At 39.8% G+C, this 16,588-nt stretch carries 16 protein-coding genes and 2 pseudogenes; 9 read left to right on the top strand and 9 right to left on the bottom strand.

The genetic code is table 11. The features are described from left to right. Positions 1-68: 68 nt before the first annotated feature. A pseudogene (locus tag LI82_RS12740) lies at positions 69-248 on the bottom strand (IS5 family transposase); the annotation flags it as partial. A gap of 101 nt (positions 249-349) precedes the next feature. On the opposite strand from LI82_RS12740, the gene radC reads away from it, so the two are divergent. After that, positions 350-1,039 (top strand): RadC family protein, encoded by a 690-nt coding sequence (gene radC / locus LI82_RS06605; protein WP_048194379.1) that lies wholly within the window; start codon positions 350-352, stop codon positions 1,037-1,039. Between the two features lie 51 nt (positions 1,040-1,090). Here radC and LI82_RS06610 read toward each other — a convergent pair whose 3' ends face one another. The 3 genes from LI82_RS06610 to LI82_RS06620 form a co-directional block, all read right to left on the bottom strand. After that, a complete protein-coding gene (locus LI82_RS06610) occupies positions 1,091-1,573 on the bottom strand; it encodes a hypothetical protein (RefSeq protein ID WP_048194381.1) in 483 nt (160 codons plus the stop codon). 124 nt (positions 1,574-1,697) lie between these two features. Next, positions 1,698-2,222, bottom strand: a complete 525-nt coding sequence (locus LI82_RS06615; RefSeq protein WP_048194383.1) for a dihydrofolate reductase family protein — start codon at positions 2,220-2,222, stop codon at positions 1,698-1,700. 285 nt (positions 2,223-2,507) lie between these two features. Next, on the bottom strand, positions 2,508-3,596 hold the full coding sequence (locus LI82_RS06620) for an outer membrane lipoprotein-sorting protein (RefSeq protein WP_048194385.1): 1,089 nt from the start codon (positions 3,594-3,596) through the stop codon (positions 2,508-2,510). Between the two features lie 612 nt (positions 3,597-4,208). On the opposite strand from LI82_RS06620, the gene mmp11 reads away from it, so the two are divergent. The 3 genes from mmp11 to LI82_RS06635 all read left to right on the top strand — a co-directional run bounded on the left by mmp11 (position 4,209) and on the right by LI82_RS06635 (position 7,737). Then, complete coding sequence (mmp11, locus tag LI82_RS06625) at positions 4,209-5,117, top strand: methanogenesis marker protein 11 (protein WP_048194386.1); 909 nt, start codon at positions 4,209-4,211, stop codon at positions 5,115-5,117. Beyond that, positions 5,114-6,667, top strand: a complete 1,554-nt coding sequence (locus tag LI82_RS06630) for a thiamine pyrophosphate-dependent enzyme (RefSeq protein ID WP_048194387.1) — start codon at positions 5,114-5,116, stop codon at positions 6,665-6,667. Before mmp11 ends, LI82_RS06630 begins: the two co-directional genes overlap by 4 nt. Positions 6,668-6,999: 332 nt before the next feature. Beyond that, a complete protein-coding gene (locus tag LI82_RS06635) occupies positions 7,000-7,737 on the top strand; it encodes a GNAT family N-acetyltransferase (RefSeq protein WP_048194388.1) in 738 nt (245 codons plus the stop codon). A gap of 25 nt (positions 7,738-7,762) precedes the next feature. On the opposite strand, the gene LI82_RS06640 is transcribed toward LI82_RS06635, so the two are convergent. The 5 genes and pseudogenes from LI82_RS06640 to LI82_RS13670 all read right to left on the bottom strand — a co-directional run bounded on the left by LI82_RS06640 (position 7,763) and on the right by LI82_RS13670 (position 10,599). Further along, a complete protein-coding gene (locus LI82_RS06640; RefSeq protein WP_048194389.1) occupies positions 7,763-8,083 on the bottom strand; it encodes a hypothetical protein in 321 nt (106 codons plus the stop codon). Between the two features lie 12 nt (positions 8,084-8,095). Next, positions 8,096-8,647, bottom strand: coding sequence for a GNAT family N-acetyltransferase (locus tag LI82_RS06645; protein ID WP_048194391.1), 552 nt, complete (start codon positions 8,645-8,647; stop codon positions 8,096-8,098). Positions 8,648-8,669: 22 nt separating this feature from the next. After that, positions 8,670-9,170: pseudogene (locus tag LI82_RS06650) on the bottom strand (CRISPR-associated endonuclease Cas1); the annotation flags it as partial. A gap of 80 nt (positions 9,171-9,250) precedes the next feature. After that, positions 9,251-9,877, bottom strand: a complete 627-nt coding sequence (locus LI82_RS06655; RefSeq protein WP_081955766.1) for a YkgJ family cysteine cluster protein — start codon at positions 9,875-9,877, stop codon at positions 9,251-9,253. Between the two features lie 548 nt (positions 9,878-10,425). After that, entirely contained in the window at positions 10,426-10,599 is a 174-nt protein-coding gene (locus LI82_RS13670) for an amidase family protein (RefSeq protein ID WP_135607299.1), read from the bottom strand. A gap of 121 nt (positions 10,600-10,720) precedes the next feature. Between LI82_RS13670 and LI82_RS06660 the strand changes: the two genes are divergently transcribed. From LI82_RS06660 to LI82_RS13640, 5 genes are all read left to right on the top strand, one after another. Continuing rightward, on the top strand, positions 10,721-12,697 hold the full coding sequence (locus LI82_RS06660) for a DUF2341 domain-containing protein (protein ID WP_048194395.1): 1,977 nt from the start codon (positions 10,721-10,723) through the stop codon (positions 12,695-12,697). 1,109 nt (positions 12,698-13,806) lie between these two features. Continuing rightward, complete coding sequence (locus LI82_RS06665) at positions 13,807-14,889, top strand: FecCD family ABC transporter permease (RefSeq protein WP_048194397.1); 1,083 nt, start codon at positions 13,807-13,809, stop codon at positions 14,887-14,889. Positions 14,890-14,894: 5 nt separating this feature from the next. Then, on the top strand, positions 14,895-15,719 hold the full coding sequence (locus LI82_RS06670; protein ID WP_048194399.1) for an ABC transporter ATP-binding protein: 825 nt from the start codon (positions 14,895-14,897) through the stop codon (positions 15,717-15,719). Between the two features lie 14 nt (positions 15,720-15,733). Beyond that, positions 15,734-16,153 (top strand): class I SAM-dependent methyltransferase, encoded by a 420-nt coding sequence (locus tag LI82_RS13635; RefSeq protein WP_330217375.1) that lies wholly within the window; start codon positions 15,734-15,736, stop codon positions 16,151-16,153. Between the two features lie 9 nt (positions 16,154-16,162). Further along, entirely contained in the window at positions 16,163-16,579 is a 417-nt protein-coding gene (locus tag LI82_RS13640) for a hypothetical protein (protein ID WP_330217376.1), read from the top strand. Positions 16,580-16,588: the final 9 nt, after the last annotated feature.

Raw genomic sequence — 16,588 nt, forward strand, 5'->3', positions numbered from 1 at the left:
TTTCAAATTTGTATAGTTTAAGCTCATATCTACCACCGATTAAAAGCTATATAAAAATATAGTTATTATTATTTATAAACTACTACTAAAAGTGTCTTTGTAGAAATACTCAACCATACCAAACATACAATCTTAACATACTTGTCAAGATTGTGTGTTAACGTCTTGAACTTCACTTATTTCACTTGATTTCTTTACTTTCTTGCACAGAAACTTTTTCTATACTTTCTTTTCAGGACTGAAAATATTTTTTAATAAGATCATGTCATTATATAGTTCCTCATAAAAATATAATATGGATACTTAAATTTCGGATGCTTTATATTAATCTTCTATATTATACCTCCATATGCCTGACAACAAAGTGCGGATACATGATATGCCTGAAGAGGAACGTCCCAGGGAACGCCTGTTAAAGCATGGCCCCGGTTCACTTTCCAATGCAGAACTACTGTCAATTATCCTTCGCACAGGTTCAAAGGATGAGAACGTCCTGAACATGTGTGCACGCATACTTTCTGAATACAACCTGAAGCAGCTCAGCCAGGCAAACATCAGCCAGTTAACAAAGATGCGTGGTATCGGGCCTGCAAAGGCCACTCAGATAGCTGCTGTCTTTGAACTTGCAAGAAAGCTGGAGGTCTTCATGGATGATCCCAAACGGAAGATACGATCAGCCGGTGATGTCTATTCACTCCTTTATCCAAAACACAGGGAGCTCAAAAAGGAAATTCTCACTGCTCTCTACCTTGACACCAAGAACCAGATCCTTCGGGAAGAGGTCGTATCCGTAGGCAGCTTGAATGCAAATATCGTCCACCCGCGCGAGGTGTTCAAGTCGGCACTGATGGAATCATCAGCATCTGTTATATTGACCCATAACCACCCATCTGGAGATCCTTCACCAAGCAGGGAGGATATTGCTGTTACTGAAAAGCTTGTGGAGGGCGGGAAGATCCTCGGGATCAATGTGCTTGACCACGTGATAATCGGGGATGGCAGGTATGTCAGTTTGAAGGAAGAAGGTTTTATCAGTTGATATTTCGTCAATCAGTATTTAATCAAATATAAGGGGATATCGGTACTATTTTCAATCGACGTGGCTGAGAAGTTCCATAAGCTGTAGCACAAAGATAAGCAATGCAAGTAACAGGTATGGTATTTTTCGGAATGCAATTAGGAAGCCTATTAGTGAATGGGCAAGCGAATACTTCCAGAAATCATCAATAATATCAAATATGTATGTCCATTCAAAATACCTGTCAAGTCGTGAGAGTTGGAAATCAACAATTGCACCGATGGGTCCGGCATAAAAGAACATAAGTGGAATTACCACTAGTCCTAACATTGCAGAAGACAGTTTGTTTCCTGTGTAGTAGGCATAGCAAGCCAATGTAATAATTGGTCCAACCAGTATAACGAACATAGAAAATGGGTCGAACAGTCCTCCTATCAATGCAAGTATGAATGGAAATCCCAGGATAACAAATATGGAATAAGATGGATCTTTGATAACATCTTTAATTCTATCTGTATATTCTGTTCTTTTTTCCGTAGAAAGTTTAAGTTCCATTGTTGCTAAATCCATCATTCAATATTTAATTATATGTACTATTCATAAATATATGATGTATCTCTGATTTGTTTTATTTATTTTGTCCCCTTAATTTCAATGAACTGATCCATATGAATATCGCTTATCTTTTTGTATAATGGAGCATTGCAATTCCATTCACAGTTTCATTCTTTAACAATTTCAGCTTGATCTCAGGATTGTTGTCTTTGAAAAGAGAGATACCTTCTCCCAGGATACAGGGGATAACAGAAATGAAGTATTCATCGATCAGTTCTTTCTTTATGAAAGCATCAATGAGTCCTGCGCCGCCTATTAACCAGACATCTTTTCCGGTCTCTCGTTTTAGTTTTCCAATGAGATCTTCGGCATTTTCATCAGTGAATTCAACATCTTCATTTTTGTCCCTTTTTTCTGATGTGTAAACATATCCTCTGGTCCCCTTGTACGGATATTCTCCGAAAGTAAGTATCTGGTCGTATGTCTTCCGACCCATGATCAATGTATCAATAGTTCCATAGAATTCATCATAACCAATATTCGCATCAGGTTCAGAGCCATCACCTTCCAGCCAATCAACATCTCCGTTCTTTCGTGCGATGTAACCATCCAGACTCATTGCAATATACAAAATAATATTTCTACTCATCTTTTTACACCTTTTAGTTTTTCACCTAATTTCATGCACTTTCAACTGTCAATTCTTTGTCCGAATATTCATGATTCTGTCCGAAAATTCGTGTTGTTGACCGAAAAAAGAAGTTGTTTGGTTCAATCGTTTTTGCTTTTTAAGTACGGACAAGAATGCCATTCCAATAAGCAACATTTCTATGAGTACTATGGCTGTTACTGATTTACTTATGGCTTTCAGCTTCCTCCAGCTCTTCTATCAATGGATATTTATCCAAAAATAGAATATGAGGAGTTGAGCTCCTCATTCCATTGATTTCGCGACCTTTATTGTTTCTTCACGTCCTAATGTGCTGGTTATAGTAATGGTTGCTTTTCCTGCATTCCATGAAAGGGTAGCAAAATATTCATCATGGCCCAGAAAATTAAGGTGTCCTTCGTGGCCATTAATATCAACGATCTCGCTATTTGTTGTCATCGGTTCAAGGGGTTCTTCGTCATAGAAGGTTTCATGGATGGTGAGGTATGGCACATCTTTCTTATAGAGTATGGTAATGATCTCCTGTATTCCATTATAATATCTTGATTGATTGCTGACCATTGCACTTTCAAACTCATACCCCTCAGGAAGGTACGAAGGTATCAATATATCGCACTCAGATAGCTCCTGTGCTTCTTCAAGAGTCATTTCCTCAGGAACCATATCAGTTTCATCGAAATTGATAACTTCAGCTTCTTCAGGTATCTCGAATTCGAATTCTGAATCAGGAATGCCTGTGTTTAACTCAAAATCTCTGTATTCGGTAACGATCAGGAGATTTCCTTCTTCATCATAGATCTCAAATTTAAGGGGCATCCATGTTTCCTTATCGATCCATGCTTTCGTATCAACGACAAAGGTAGATGTTGTGTTATCATTTGGTCTTGCAAATATTACATAACTGCTTCTGCCAGCAACATTGTCCATTCCATCGAATGTAAGATCACTATCATCCAGAAGATCCTGTATTAGACTATTATATTCCATCTGGCTGGCATCAAAAGTATTTTCGGGATCCATCTCCATAACCATCACAGAATTCTGATCTGGATTATATGTCCACATTGTTTTCCCGTTGGAAACCATAACCATGCCTTCACCCTGTTCGGCTTTTATTATAGTAGTTTTCATCTTATCGGGCATCTTTTGGGAAATTGAAGAAATGGATGTGATTTCCTGCTCACCCAAATATGCCGTCGTGTTAATAGTAGCAGAATAGTCCTCAACGCTTGCTTGCTTTTGTTTGTATTCCTCAGCTATCTGCTCGGCTGTAAGTTCTTCACCAATACATCCCGCAGAAAAGAGTAGGAGAAATGATATTAGTAAAATAACTGTTAATTTTTGTGTATTCATAGTTCCACTCCAAAAGGTATGGGGTAGAATGCATAACATCTATAAAAATATGGTTAAATCGCTAAAAATAGGGAATATTCTTTACAGTTTCTTTAGATAATTCTATGTGAAATGTCAGATTTCGATAATTTTTAGATGAAATTAGTTTTTGAGCAAAATCCACATCCTTACAGTTAATACATTTATACGATGTTCTGATATATGATATCATTGAAATATATTATCAATGTTGGATGTGGGGATAGATCCAAATGAAATGATGCATCAGATTTTATCTTGCAATAGCAATTGTTTTTTTGATAATAACACCGTTATCAACTAGATCACGATAGGGAAATTGCCGAGATGCCATTTATTAGTCCCTCGCTGACCTTAATCATGTTGGGAATTGCATTTGTGTTTATGAGAAGTGAATGAAATACAACTGGGTTAATTGAAAGACTGTTGTGAGGATGGGAATTAAAGTGAGGGGAATTGGCTTTTTTACTTTTTGACCGAATAATAATGATTTCGTCCAAAAATTCATGTTGTTGTCCAATAACTACTTTATTTCCCGAACAAAGCACCCTTTTAACAAAACTTTTAAACCATCACCTGTAATTATCAATTCAGATGACAGAAGTAGAACTAACAGACCCCTACACAATCCCTTACAGGGGCATATATGTAGTCTGCGATGAGGATAATAAGAACGCAGAGATAATTGAGCATACCAATTGCTATAGTGGGGCTGCATGGTCACGTTTTCATTATGCAAGGTCACCCCTGATACAGCAGGCACGTGCTGTGGGGAACATGACCCGCTATCTTGTGGACACCGGAGTATGTGACCTTACACTTCAGCCATCTGTGGCTGCTGCAGGAATCGAGTCCGTTGTGGTCGAAGGTGATGAAGTATCAATAACCTATGCAGGTCTTGGTGGTGGTGGCGTTGGTGCTACTAAATGCAGGGCATTTGCACAGGGAGTATTGCGCTACGACGTTAGTGAATCCGGTGGCGGAAAAGCTGCCAAAGGCACCATCGTGGTTCCAAGGCGTGAGCGTGTCCTTATTGGCATAGATGATACCGACACCAAGGAAGAGGGTGCCACATGGTCAATGACACACAACATTGCAACGGCGCTGAACTGCAACGAATCCGTCTATCTTTCACATTCACTTGTACAGCTTTTCCCGGTATCAGCAAAGACGCAGAACTGTGTTTCCACTGTGCTGGAGTTTGGTTGTGTCAGCAAGGAAGCAAAGCAGGAGCTTCTGGAAGACCTGAAGGCTGCACTTCTCAAATACAGTGTTTCCGATGAGACTGGAATGGTCGTACTATCATCCTTTGAAGCCTCTAAGATGGAGGAATACAGCACCATGTGCCGCAGTGGGGAGCTTACTAAGGATATCGCCATGGAACATGCGGAGAAGAACGGCGTTGATATCTGGCTTGATGGCAACGGTGTCATCGGTGCTCTTGCATCACTGGCATGGTTCGCACGACCTGACGAATCGGTAGACCTGGAAGAAAAGTTATGAACCAAACTGGCAGTGAGATCGGAATTTCAGAGATCACAGGGCTTGAAGCACTCTATTTTGCATTGATCGACAGCAAAGTGGAGCTGGTCACGGGAGTTGCCGGATTTCCTGTCACTGCCGTAATGAACTATTTTGAGAAGAACCTCGCATCTGACATTCCCACGCTCTGGATGACGAATGAGAAGGTTGCCCTGGAGGCAGCACTGGGTGCTTCGGTCTCAGGCAAACGATCTCTTGTGCTCACAAAGCACGTGGGTATGAACGTCCTTTCCGACCCCCTTGTTACAGCTGTTACTCACACAATTGGTGCCGGGGTAGTGATCGTAGCAGGAGATGATCCGGGGGTCAGGGCATCCCAGAATGAGCAGGACTCGCGATGGTATGGCGAGGTGGCGGAGGTCGCCGTGTTCGACCCGTCGAATCCGGATGCTACATACAGTTCACTTATCAGGGCTTTTGAGCTCTCTGAAAGTACAAAGACACCTGTTATAGTCAGGATAACCGACCGTCTGGAAAAAACCATTGGAACTGTTACAAGATCGGATGATATTAAAACAGGGACCGAAGCAAAAGCCACATTTGACAGGTCGATCTGGAAGCTGACAATGCGTGGCAAGCACCAGCATTTTCACATAAATGTGCAGCCGTTGCTTGTGGATGAAGCAGAGAACAGTCCACTGACCCGATCCGTTAAAGCCAGTAAAACAAGCAAGATCGGAATTATCTCTTCCGGCTATCCCTCTTTGCTCGTGGATGAACTATTGTCCGAAAAACAGCTTGAGGTCTCACATCTTTCACTTAATGTCGTATGCCCGCTTCCTCTCAGGAAATTAAGGGATTTCATATCCGACCATGAAAAGGTTCTCGTTGTTGAGGAAAGTGAAGCCTTCATCGAATCTCACATCAGTATCTGTGGGAACGTGTTGGGAAAGATGACCGGACATCTCCCCTATGGTCGCATTGAAAAAGAGCAGATCGCTCTTGCAATCGAGAACTTCGATAAAGATAAGGTAACTGAATATACTTTCATTGAAACTATCAAGGGAAGAGGTTCCCGTTCTTTGTGCGAGGACTGTCTTTTCCTGCCGGTCTACAGAATGCTTCACGACCTGAACATTCTGATAGCAGGCGACATGGGCTGCTCCATACGCAGTGCCCCTGCACCCCTTGAAGCCGTTGATGTAGGCTTTGCACTCGGTGCCGCTATTTCCACAGCCATAGGTTTCGATAAGAAGTCCGTTGCTGTCATAGGTGATTTCGGACTTTCACATTCCGGCATCGTAGGTCTGATAAATGCTGTCGAGACTGGACGTGACGTGCTGGTTATGGTACTTGACAACAGGACAGCAGCAATGACGGGTGGCCAGTCTACACCTGACCTTACGGGGGCTGTAAAGGCTCTATGTGATGATGTCACTGTCTTTGAGTTCAATGATCCGGAACTTGCTGGTGACAGGATAAAGGAACTCGAAGGGCTTGTGAGGGATAAGCTTTCTATAAATGGGGTTTCGGTTATCTATGTCAGGGCTGATTGTGTTTTGTATAAGTGAAGAATAGGGACCTTGGATTGCTTTTTTGGTGGTCTGATTCATGATTCATGAATTATTTTTTGTTATATAGAATATCTAAAAAGACCACTCTTAGAAATTTTTGATTTACAATAGGTTCGAATCTTCCCTCTCGCATAGAAAGTTGGGGATATAGGTAAGTGTAAAAAACCGAACTTTTAAAATTTTTAGTTAATTTCATTTTATCTTTAAAATTGAGTATTTCAAAGTTAGTAAACAAAAAAAATTCAACGCTTTTAGTCTAAAACGCTTGATTTTATTAGCCTTTCTCGGTTGCCAAAAATTAATTATAGATTAGATTCAGTGAACTAAAAATGAAAATTAAGATGAATGACGAAATATTGAATAATCTATATGAATTTTGGACTTATATTGGAGAAAAAACGGACAAATTAGATGAAAATAAAAATTACAGTTCAATTTCACTAATTAATTCCGATTATCCTAATAGAGTATTTTCGGTTTCACCTAAAAAAGAAATTATCTCAGAGATTATTGATCTGAGTCAAAAAAAGTTGTTGCCAAACATTATTACGATTCCAAAAACAAATGATTTAGAGAATCATTCTCAGGTTGAATTGCTTTTCAGACAGATGAATATGGCTCTGGAGTTGAAAATGGTAGAAGCAACCTTTGAGATGGATGAAAACATTCATCAAGTTAGATCAAGAGAAAACGCCTTTAGTTTTGCTGAAACGGCTTCAGAAGCATTTGGTACTAGGGTCGATGGAGATATTATTTATTTAATAAGTAAAGACGCATCTAAGGTAAGAATGTTTAATTATACAAAAAATGGTGAATATCTCGGGTGTGGGATCGTTTTTTTTGATTCTAATAATATTGCAGGGTTTCATATGATCGGAACTATTCCTAAAGGAAGAGGGCAGGGAATTGGAACTAAGATTACTGAAAAATTAATTATGGAAGCTAAAACCAACAAAAATGAATATTGTGTTTTGCATGCTTCTTTGATGGGTGAGAAAATATACAAGAAATTGGGATTCGTTTCATTTGAGGAAATTGAAACATATCAAATAATAGAAAGACAATAATCTGATGTTTCTGTATTAGCATCCATTAACAGCACTCTCCCCAACTCTCTAATCTCTCTTTCACATGTGCATTCAAACTAAACGGTTTATCTGCTTCAGCATTCTGTTTCATGTAATGTAAAGTACCTTTAGAGAAACCCATTTTCTTCCATTCATCATAAGGCATGGCAAGGATCTTCTTCCTCATATCATCTGAATCATCCCTTTCAACAACATAAACAGGCTTGCTGAAGTCAATTGTCTTCCTCTTACCTACAAGATATTGAGCTAACTCCCTTGCCTTCAGCAACAGGACAGTTCCCCATGAACTATTCTTCTTCCTGTACTCAACCTTCCCATTCATCATAGGATTAGTCTTTCACTCTCTCCAATGCTCTGGTTTATTCAAAGCATCTGCACATACAACTCTTCCCTTAACTCCATCAACAGATTCTGAACTCAAATGATAGACCATCCATGCACCTGCATGCTCTTCAGGAATTGGATAAGGTGCAGCAAAACCCATACTTCCGGCATCCTGCTTAAATCCGTACTTTGGATAATAACTTTCATGTCCGAGAACAAATACCATTTCAGCACCAATCCCTTTCAATTTCTTCAACCCTTCATTAATTAACATTCCACCGATTCCTTGTTTTTGATGTTGTGGTTTAATTGCCAGAGGTGCAAGAAGATAAATTAACGGAGATGCTTTTCCATCTAAAGTTGCTTTTGTAAACAAAATATGTCCGACTGCTTCATCTTCGTTGAAAGCCAGTAAAGATAATACTGGTGTTGCACTTTTGTCTTCAAGAAGTTGAGATACTAAAATTGCTTCCTTCTCATAGCCAAAGGCTTCTTTTTCTACTTGCATTACAGCAGCAAAATCGGATTCTTTTGCTTCTCTAATCTGAATATCTTGAGTTGTCATTTTAGATCACTTTTAATAATTGTTACTTACCATTACCAACATAGCTCAGTTTAACTTCATGTAATACTTTAACACTCTGTTCCCACATTTCTTCTCTTTCTCTTACATGAGCATTGAGAGTAAAAGGCTTATCAGCTTTAGCGTTCTGCTTCATGTAATGCAAAGTACCTTTAGAGAAACCCATATCCTTCCATTCAGTGTAGGACATATCAATGATCTTCTTCCTCAACAGATCAGTATCATGCCTTTCAGCCACATAAACAGGTTTCATAAACTCAACAGCTTTCCTCTTCCCAACAAGATGATGGCTTAACTCCCTTGCCTTGAGTAACAGGATAGATCCCCAAGAACTATTCTTTTTCCTGTACTCAACCTTACCGTTCATCATATTGTTGAACTCAGCAGTAACCTTCCTTGCTCCTGTTGGTCTAAGCCTCAATGAAAAGCTCTCAGTTCTGATAAAGTCCTTATTATCCACAGCTCCCTTCTCAATCAGGTTCATAACAGCAAGATCAACAATGAACCTGAACGTTTCTTGATCTTAGATGACTTGCCTGTAAGCATCTTTCATGCTAAAATATCGGGGAAGGAATATTGATCATCTTATATTGAACAATGTTTCTCCTGTACATCGGATATATCAGGGACCTTCTTCAATGCATTTTTAGATAGCAGGAACATGGATAGCATCTCAAGTTCATCGTAAGGTATCTGCATTTCTTGCAGGGACTCTCTGGAATGAAATTCTGAGGCCTCTATTGCATAAGACTCAAGGCTTATCTCCCATTGCATCAGTTTTTCAACTTTTTCAGCAGCAGTAATGTCTGCTTTCGATATTGTGTCTGTTGCCCATGATGATATGTCTTTGATGATCATAAAACCCAATGGACATGGTTGTAATCCCAATGATGTCCCTGAATTGTTCACTTTGAATGGGTACATACCACAAACAGTTGGTCTTCTTTCATAGGTGTCACACCTGTTAGTCTGATTGAGAAAAGAACATGGATTGTTCATAATGTAAAGAGCTGGATAAAGAACATCACTTCTAATATCCTTTGTTCTTTCATGATCATTTTCTTTCAGAAGATTGAACTCGGCTTCGAATATATGAACCCGTCCATTCCTGCAACATTCTGCCTTACAGGTATCAGGACATTCATAGTATTGCAGAATGTTCTGTATCACATTGTAGTGAATAGCTTTTTTTACCATTATAACAGAGTTCAAAATCCTTAAGCTCCATTTTTAGAAAATATTTTATCAATTAAAAACTAGAATTAGTTTTAATAATGATATAACACATATATAGGAGCTTTGCTTTATTAAAAACAGATATAATAAGGTTTTTACGCTTATAATTAGTAATAATAAGCCCATTATTTTCAAAAACAAATAAAATCAGAAAAATAAGGATTTAAAATTTAAATTTAGCTTTTTGAACTTATAATTAGAAAATAAATTAGAATAATCAATTTTAAAATATTATTAAAAATTAAATCTTTGTTTAAAGCTATTATTAGCTTTTTTTTGTTAATTAATAGGTATAAGGATGATCTTATGAAAAATAAAGTTTTAATAATTCCATATAATATTATAAATAAAATAAAAAAGACTATGTGGATATCCAGTCCTTTTTATTTCACTCCTGATATAATCGGAAACCCGGTGAGTGCTTACTATGTAGGAAAGTAGGGTTGCAGGATGGGGAAAACACAAAGTAAAGTTGCAGTTTTGAACTTTTTCAGCATTTCTCTCAAGTGTTCTCTGCATGCTTCTCAGAGCTGCGGAGGTTGCCACCCGCCCATGACTTTCTCGATGTATTGAATCACAGCCAGAGCAACATCTTCTCTCCATGGGCGAGCCACCACCTGCACATCAATGGGCAGTCCTTCCGGTGAAGTGCCGGCACGTACAACTGCAGCAGGCCATCCGGTCAGGTTATAGGTCATAGTATAGCTAAAAGCAGGGAACTGTTCGAAAGAGGTTCTTTGACCTTGGCTTCAACCAGAACTCGAATAAACACATATAATATAAATGAAGACAGAACAATAAATAAGATAGGTGAGTTGTATGAAAAGAAAAATAATCTTAGTTCTGCTAATTTCTATAATTCTTTTGACCGGAATAACAAGTACAGGCTTTGCTCTATCCAATACAGGGGGAGGGGACTGGAATCACTCTGAAGAAATGACAATAGAAGAGAACTCTGGTAAGGATTTAAGCAATTACCAGATACAGGTTCTGCTGGATTCTTCAAATTTCGATTTCTCAAAAGCAAACCCGGATGGGTCAGATATCAGATTTTCCGTAAACGATAATCAATTGTATCATTGGATCGAAGAGTGGGATGCTGAATCAGAGAGTGCTATTATATGGATCAAGGTTCCTTCGATCCCCGCTAATGGAATGACAGGTGTGACAATGCATTATGGAAATCCAGCTGCAACTGACATTAGCAATGGTGCTTCCACGTTCGATTTCTTTGATGACTTTGTCGAATCGCGCCTGGGCATTGCAAACTGGAGATCAGATACAAATGCTGGAGGAGAAATTGAGATTAGCAATGGGATCCTCAGTTTGGTAAACCCAATAAAACACCCCACGGATTTTTCGGAAATTACTTCCAAGGATGCATTTGGGATAAACTCAATGTTCGTTGTCAAGAGAATGAAGGTTACCACAGGATCCGAACCAATAGGTCCGGTGCTGGAGCAGGGACTTCGTGATCCGCAAGACGAAAGCGAAAATAGGATTATCCTTCGTACAGAACTCGCCAATGAGAGTAAGGTTTCGTGGACTCTGACCAGGGATGACGATAAGTTCAAATCAAGAGACCTGACAGACCTTGGTATTGCGGAGGGGACATGGTATACATCAGGTATTGCATGGTATCAGGATGGTGATTTCAAAAACGTTTCATGGTTCAAGAACGGAGTAAGAGATACAAGGATGGATTATTCCTATTACATTGAGAATGAAGATGAAACTATAATTGACCATATCCCGGACAATGAATTGAAATTATACTTGCATTCAACTACAGCCAGCACCATAAATAATATGGGATATATGGCTGTGGATTATGCATTTGTACGTAAATATACGCCACAGGAGCCAACCGTTTTCCTGCCCGGAGAGGTCGTTGCGCAAGAGCCAGAGCCCTTGCCGGAAAGTGAGATGCAGGTCCCTCAGCCGATTTTAAAAGATATTAATATGCCCGCCTCTGAGGCTGGAAAACAAGCGATCTTTATCTTTGAACCTTATTCTGATGACAGATCGATTTCCGTTATAAACGATCTGAAGGACAGTGGCATAAACACAGTGTTCCTTAGAACGGACATCAATAATATCTGGAGCTCTGAAAGATTCATAAAGTCTGCTCATGAAAATGACATAACCGTCCACGCAATGATCCTTGATGAAAACAAGGATTTCGTGGGTGGAATTGATGAAAGTTCAATTGAGGCGATCGAGGCAGTCCTTGATTACAACACGAAATCACTTGCAGGATTTGATGGCATATACATAAGCCTGAAAACCTGCGATCCTGCTGAACTGGAACAGGTGTGTCAGGAAAATGAACAGCTTCTGGAAGTCATCCATGAAAAAACAGCTGGAAAGATATTATTGGTTGCAGGAATCCCGGCAGCTTATGACAGATCAGCTATAGAGAACATTACATCCAATGTTGATCTCTTTGTCCTAATGACCCATGACATGGATCAAATCGAGCTGACAGCTGAAGAAATAGAGGATTCTGTTGCTTCAAAAATGGGAGAGATAAGGGGGGGTGGAGAATATGCTCTTATCACAGTTGTCGTGAGCGAAGGATCTGATGATGCAGAAGTCAATGAACTGTTGAACAGTCTATACGCCTACTACTCTGATGATCCCGCATTTTTGGGTGTTTCTCTTCTAATGCACGAAGACCTGCAAGAAATTATAGAGGCTTCAGCCCCAGCCGAAGAAAAGAGAACACCAGGATTTGAAGCTATATTTGCGATCATTGGTTTGCTATCGATCGCATATAGACTAAGGAAGCAATGAGATCATCGCTATACCGGAATAGCTGAAAATGTGAATAGGATGGATATTTGGAAAGCAATCTTCCAATGATCCATTCCTTAAGTTCTTTTTTTTTGATTATCTCTTTTTTTAATAATTATTTTTCTCTTATACAGTTATTTCTTGACCCCGATCACAGTATATCCCTTGAAACCTGTCTTGAGGTTGCCAGAAATGCCTCAGGGGTTAAAAACTGCCGGAACCCACAAGGTTTGTGCATATGTAGGTCAATGAGATCAAAAGGGGAATTCTGGAGGTTGAGCTTTGAAATCGAGATATACTGTCCCGGAATTTAAGTTCTTTTTTTGTATATTTTACTAAATTACTACGTAACATCATATTATGGATGACTAATGATATTGGATCTTAAGTATGATGTCATATTTAACAAAAAAAGTAAACACAAGATTTTAAATTCTTCGAAGGCTCTTAATAGTCATTTTCAGTCGTTTGAGCTATTATTTTATCATAGTGTACTATGAATTCAAATGTTACCTTTGAACAGTAAGTCGGTGGATATAGGTATCTGAAAAAAAGAATTTCGCTTTCAAATCGAAAAACGAATTTGATGATCTATCTCAAATGAGATATTAGTTCTTCTTTACAGATCGATTTCGTTTATGGGAATGCGGAGCAAATTCATACGTATGTGTAAACAATTTCATATTATTTTCTGTTCTAATTTATTTATATTTACTGCCTGATACCCCTTCTACAAATTAACATCGTCACGGTGTTAATACCAAATTATATATAATACCTATTTAGTATGAGTTTTTAATAAATAAGTAACACAAAAAACAACGATTAATTGAATAAATATTATTAATAGATATTAATTATGGTATAATTATTAAAAACCGGAGGGGTGAGCTATTAAGACTAAACTAGCTAAAAAGGTAAATCTCACATTGCTGATATTTATATCACTTGTCCTGATGCAGGCGTCTGCTCTGCATCATTATTTAAGATTCGCAGATTCTCACTTGATTTATCATTCTCCCAAAAATCTCAGGACTTCTTGCGGTCTTTTTCTTTTCCAAAAGAAGGCACTAATGTGCAATAATAGATGCCGATAAAGGAAGTTGACAATGTTTGAAAGATTAAAATGCATTAATATCCTGGAACGGATAACAAATCAGGATGTAACGGGTTTCTCGGATATGAGAAAGTTCTTAATCCTTTTCATTCTTTTTGCAGTGCTGGGCCTTGCAGCAGTCATCGCCATGGTACTTGGTGCATATAATATCTCCTTTGTAGATGTATATGCAACTATCATCGCTAACCTCAGTCCCTTTCAGGATGCATCCAGCATCAATAAACTACATAATACCATAATATGGAACATACGGTTACCAAGAGTTTTGTTAGCTATTATAGTAGGTGCTGCCCTTGCAACATCTGGTGCGGTCTTCCAGGGATGTTTCAGGAATCCCCTGGTTGAACCCTATATTCTCGGTGTTTCCTCCGGGGCGGCGTTCGGAGCGGCTCTGGCAATTGTTTATCCCCATATATTTCAGTCTATCCAGATATCGGCCTTTGTTTTTGCCTCACTTGCAGTTATGGCCGCTTATATGCTGGCGAGAACGCGAGGTCAGACCCCGATCATCACTCTCATACTTGGAGGTGTTATCATTGGTTCTATTTTTTCAGCACTGGTATCCCTCCTAAAATATACGGCTAATGATTCCTCATTACGTGAGATCGTCTTCTGGTTGATGGGTGGTTTCTACTATGCTACCTGGAATGACGTTGTTATTATCGCACCAATTGTGGGTCTGTCTTTTCTGGTACTGTGGATGTATGGCTGGAAACTGAATATTCTCTCAATGGGGGATGAAGAAGCCCGGGCACTGGGTATTAACCCGGAGAAATCCAAGATGATCGTGGTCGCACTTGCAACACTTGTTACAGCTGTTGCGGTTTCAACTGTTGGAATAATCGCGTGGGTTGGTCTTATGATGCCCCACGCAACGCGAATGATCCTTGGTCCTGATCACAGATTTGTGATACCTTCTGCGGCAATGCTTGGCGGGATATATCTTATTGTCTGTGATACACTGGCACGTACGCTCACCACTTCCGAGATTCCAGTCGGGATCATCACATCAATTGTGGGTGCACCATATCTTTGCTATCTTTTGAGAAACAAAGGACGTTCGTTACTTGGGTGATTCTCATGCTACAGGTAAAAGATATTCATTTTAACTATGGATCGACTCAGATCCTTAAAGACATCTCTTTTGATGTTGAAGAAGGACAGCTCTGTGGGTTATTTGGTCCAAACGGATGCGGAAAGACCACACTTTTCAAATGCTGCATGAAATTCCTAAAGTTCCATAAGGGTTCCGTGACCATGGATGGTGTGGACATCAATGAGTGCAGGATCGAGGATATGGCCAAAGTAGTGGCGTACGTTCCTCAGGAGCATAAACCCCCCTTTCCATATCTGGTAAAGGAAGTTGTATTGATGGGAAGAACACCACATCTTGGAGGCTTTTTTGGCGTCAAACGTGCCGATAAAGAAAAAGCACTGGATGCACTTGAATTGCTGGAGATCTCCCATCTTGCAGAACAACCTTATAACGAGTTGTCAGGCGGACAGCGTCAGATGGTGTTGATAGCACGGGCAATAGCCCAGGAGACAAAATTGATGTTCCTTGACGAACCTACTTCTGCCCTTGATTTTAGCAACCAGTTGAAAATCTGGAAGCTACTACGCAAGGTGGCTGATCAGGGAATTACCATTCTTGCGTGCAGTCACAATCCGAATCATGTCTCGTGGTTCTGCGACGATGTGGTGGTTATGAATAAAAATGGGATAATTGGGCAGGGTCATCCCTGCCATGTGATCACAGAGCCCGTCCTCGATGAGATCTACCAGAGTATGTGCACAGTCAGGAGTCTGGATGGGACCAAAATGGTATTGCCCCGTGATGTGGCAGTCAAAAAGAAAAATGGGATGTCAAGACAGATGTCATCGCTTCGGAGAGATGTAGAATAAACGGATGAATTACTATGGATGAAAATACGATTGATTGGAATAAAGTCTGGAAAAATCAAATGCTAAAGAACATTGAATCGAAGTGTGCCGTTGAGTGTGCCCGTGTATGGGATAACAAGGAAAGTGCAACACAATACTGGAATGCGACGCAGAATAACAAAGAACAAACACAGCAGACCATCGAGGGACTTGCACTCACTCCGGATTCCCGAATACTGGATATTGGTGCCGGGCCGGGAACACTTACGATTCCACTATCCACTCAGGCAATGCATGTAACTGCAGTAGAACCCTCCGAAGGGATGGCGGGTGTGCTGCAGAACAACATCGCAGAGTATGAGGCCGATAATATCACCTGTGTTCAGAAGCGGTGGGAGGATGTGAATGTTGAACAGGATCTTGAAGGGCCCTATGATGTGGTCATAGCCTCTTAGTCCTTAGGTATGCCTGATATCAGGGAATCGATCAAGAAGATGACAGACGTCTCCTCGAGATATGTCTATTTATTCTGGTTTGCCGGAGAACCTTCCTGGGGAACCCATTACAAGGCGCTTTGGCCTTCCCTTCATGCGAGTGATTATCATCCTGGACCAAAATGCGATGTGATCTACAATGTGCTCTACAATATGGGCATATATCCCCATATAGAGGTCTCTCCGCGTGACCATTTCAACCGTTTTAAGTCTATTGAAGAGGCGATTGGACATTTCAAATCCTACTACAATATCACTACAGAACATCAGGAATCGGTTCTTAAGAGTTACCTTGAAGACGTTCTTGAAAAGGATGATGATTCCCTTTTTTTGAATGAATCATATACTTCTGTGAAGATCTGGTGGGAACAACAGGCAGACGATTGATCACTCGAA

This window comes from Methanococcoides methylutens (assembly GCF_000765475.1).
Classification (GTDB): Archaea; Halobacteriota; Methanosarcinia; order Methanosarcinales; family Methanosarcinaceae; genus Methanococcoides; species Methanococcoides methylutens.

What these genes read in the sequence shown, in the direction of transcription:
- radC (WP_048194379.1), top strand. Translation starts at nt 350, where the DNA reads ATGCCTGACAACAAAGTGCGGATACATGATATGCCTGAAGAGGAACGT.
- LI82_RS06610 (WP_048194381.1), bottom strand. Translation starts at nt 1,573, where the DNA reads ATGGAACTTAAACTTTCTACGGAAAAAAGAACAGAATATACAGATAGA.
- LI82_RS06615 (WP_048194383.1), bottom strand. Translation starts at nt 2,222, where the DNA reads ATGAGTAGAAATATTATTTTGTATATTGCAATGAGTCTGGATGGTTAC.
- LI82_RS06620 (WP_048194385.1), bottom strand. Translation starts at nt 3,596, where the DNA reads ATGAATACACAAAAATTAACAGTTATTTTACTAATATCATTTCTCCTA.
- mmp11 (WP_048194386.1), top strand. Translation starts at nt 4,209, where the DNA reads ATGACAGAAGTAGAACTAACAGACCCCTACACAATCCCTTACAGGGGC.
- LI82_RS06630 (WP_048194387.1), top strand. Translation starts at nt 5,114, where the DNA reads ATGAACCAAACTGGCAGTGAGATCGGAATTTCAGAGATCACAGGGCTT.
- LI82_RS06635 (WP_048194388.1), top strand. Translation starts at nt 7,000, where the DNA reads ATGAAAATTAAGATGAATGACGAAATATTGAATAATCTATATGAATTT.
- LI82_RS06640 (WP_048194389.1), bottom strand. Translation starts at nt 8,083, where the DNA reads ATGATGAATGGGAAGGTTGAGTACAGGAAGAAGAATAGTTCATGGGGA.
- LI82_RS06645 (WP_048194391.1), bottom strand. Translation starts at nt 8,647, where the DNA reads ATGACAACTCAAGATATTCAGATTAGAGAAGCAAAAGAATCCGATTTT.
- LI82_RS13670 (WP_135607299.1), bottom strand. Translation starts at nt 10,599, where the DNA reads ATGACCTATAACCTGACCGGATGGCCTGCTGCAGTTGTACGTGCCGGC.
- LI82_RS06660 (WP_048194395.1), top strand. Translation starts at nt 10,721, where the DNA reads ATGAAAAGAAAAATAATCTTAGTTCTGCTAATTTCTATAATTCTTTTG.
- LI82_RS06665 (WP_048194397.1), top strand. Translation starts at nt 13,807, where the DNA reads ATGTTTGAAAGATTAAAATGCATTAATATCCTGGAACGGATAACAAAT.
- LI82_RS06670 (WP_048194399.1), top strand. Translation starts at nt 14,895, where the DNA reads ATGCTACAGGTAAAAGATATTCATTTTAACTATGGATCGACTCAGATC.
- LI82_RS13635 (WP_330217375.1), top strand. Translation starts at nt 15,734, where the DNA reads ATGGATGAAAATACGATTGATTGGAATAAAGTCTGGAAAAATCAAATG.
- LI82_RS13640 (WP_330217376.1), top strand. Translation starts at nt 16,163, where the DNA reads ATGCCTGATATCAGGGAATCGATCAAGAAGATGACAGACGTCTCCTCG.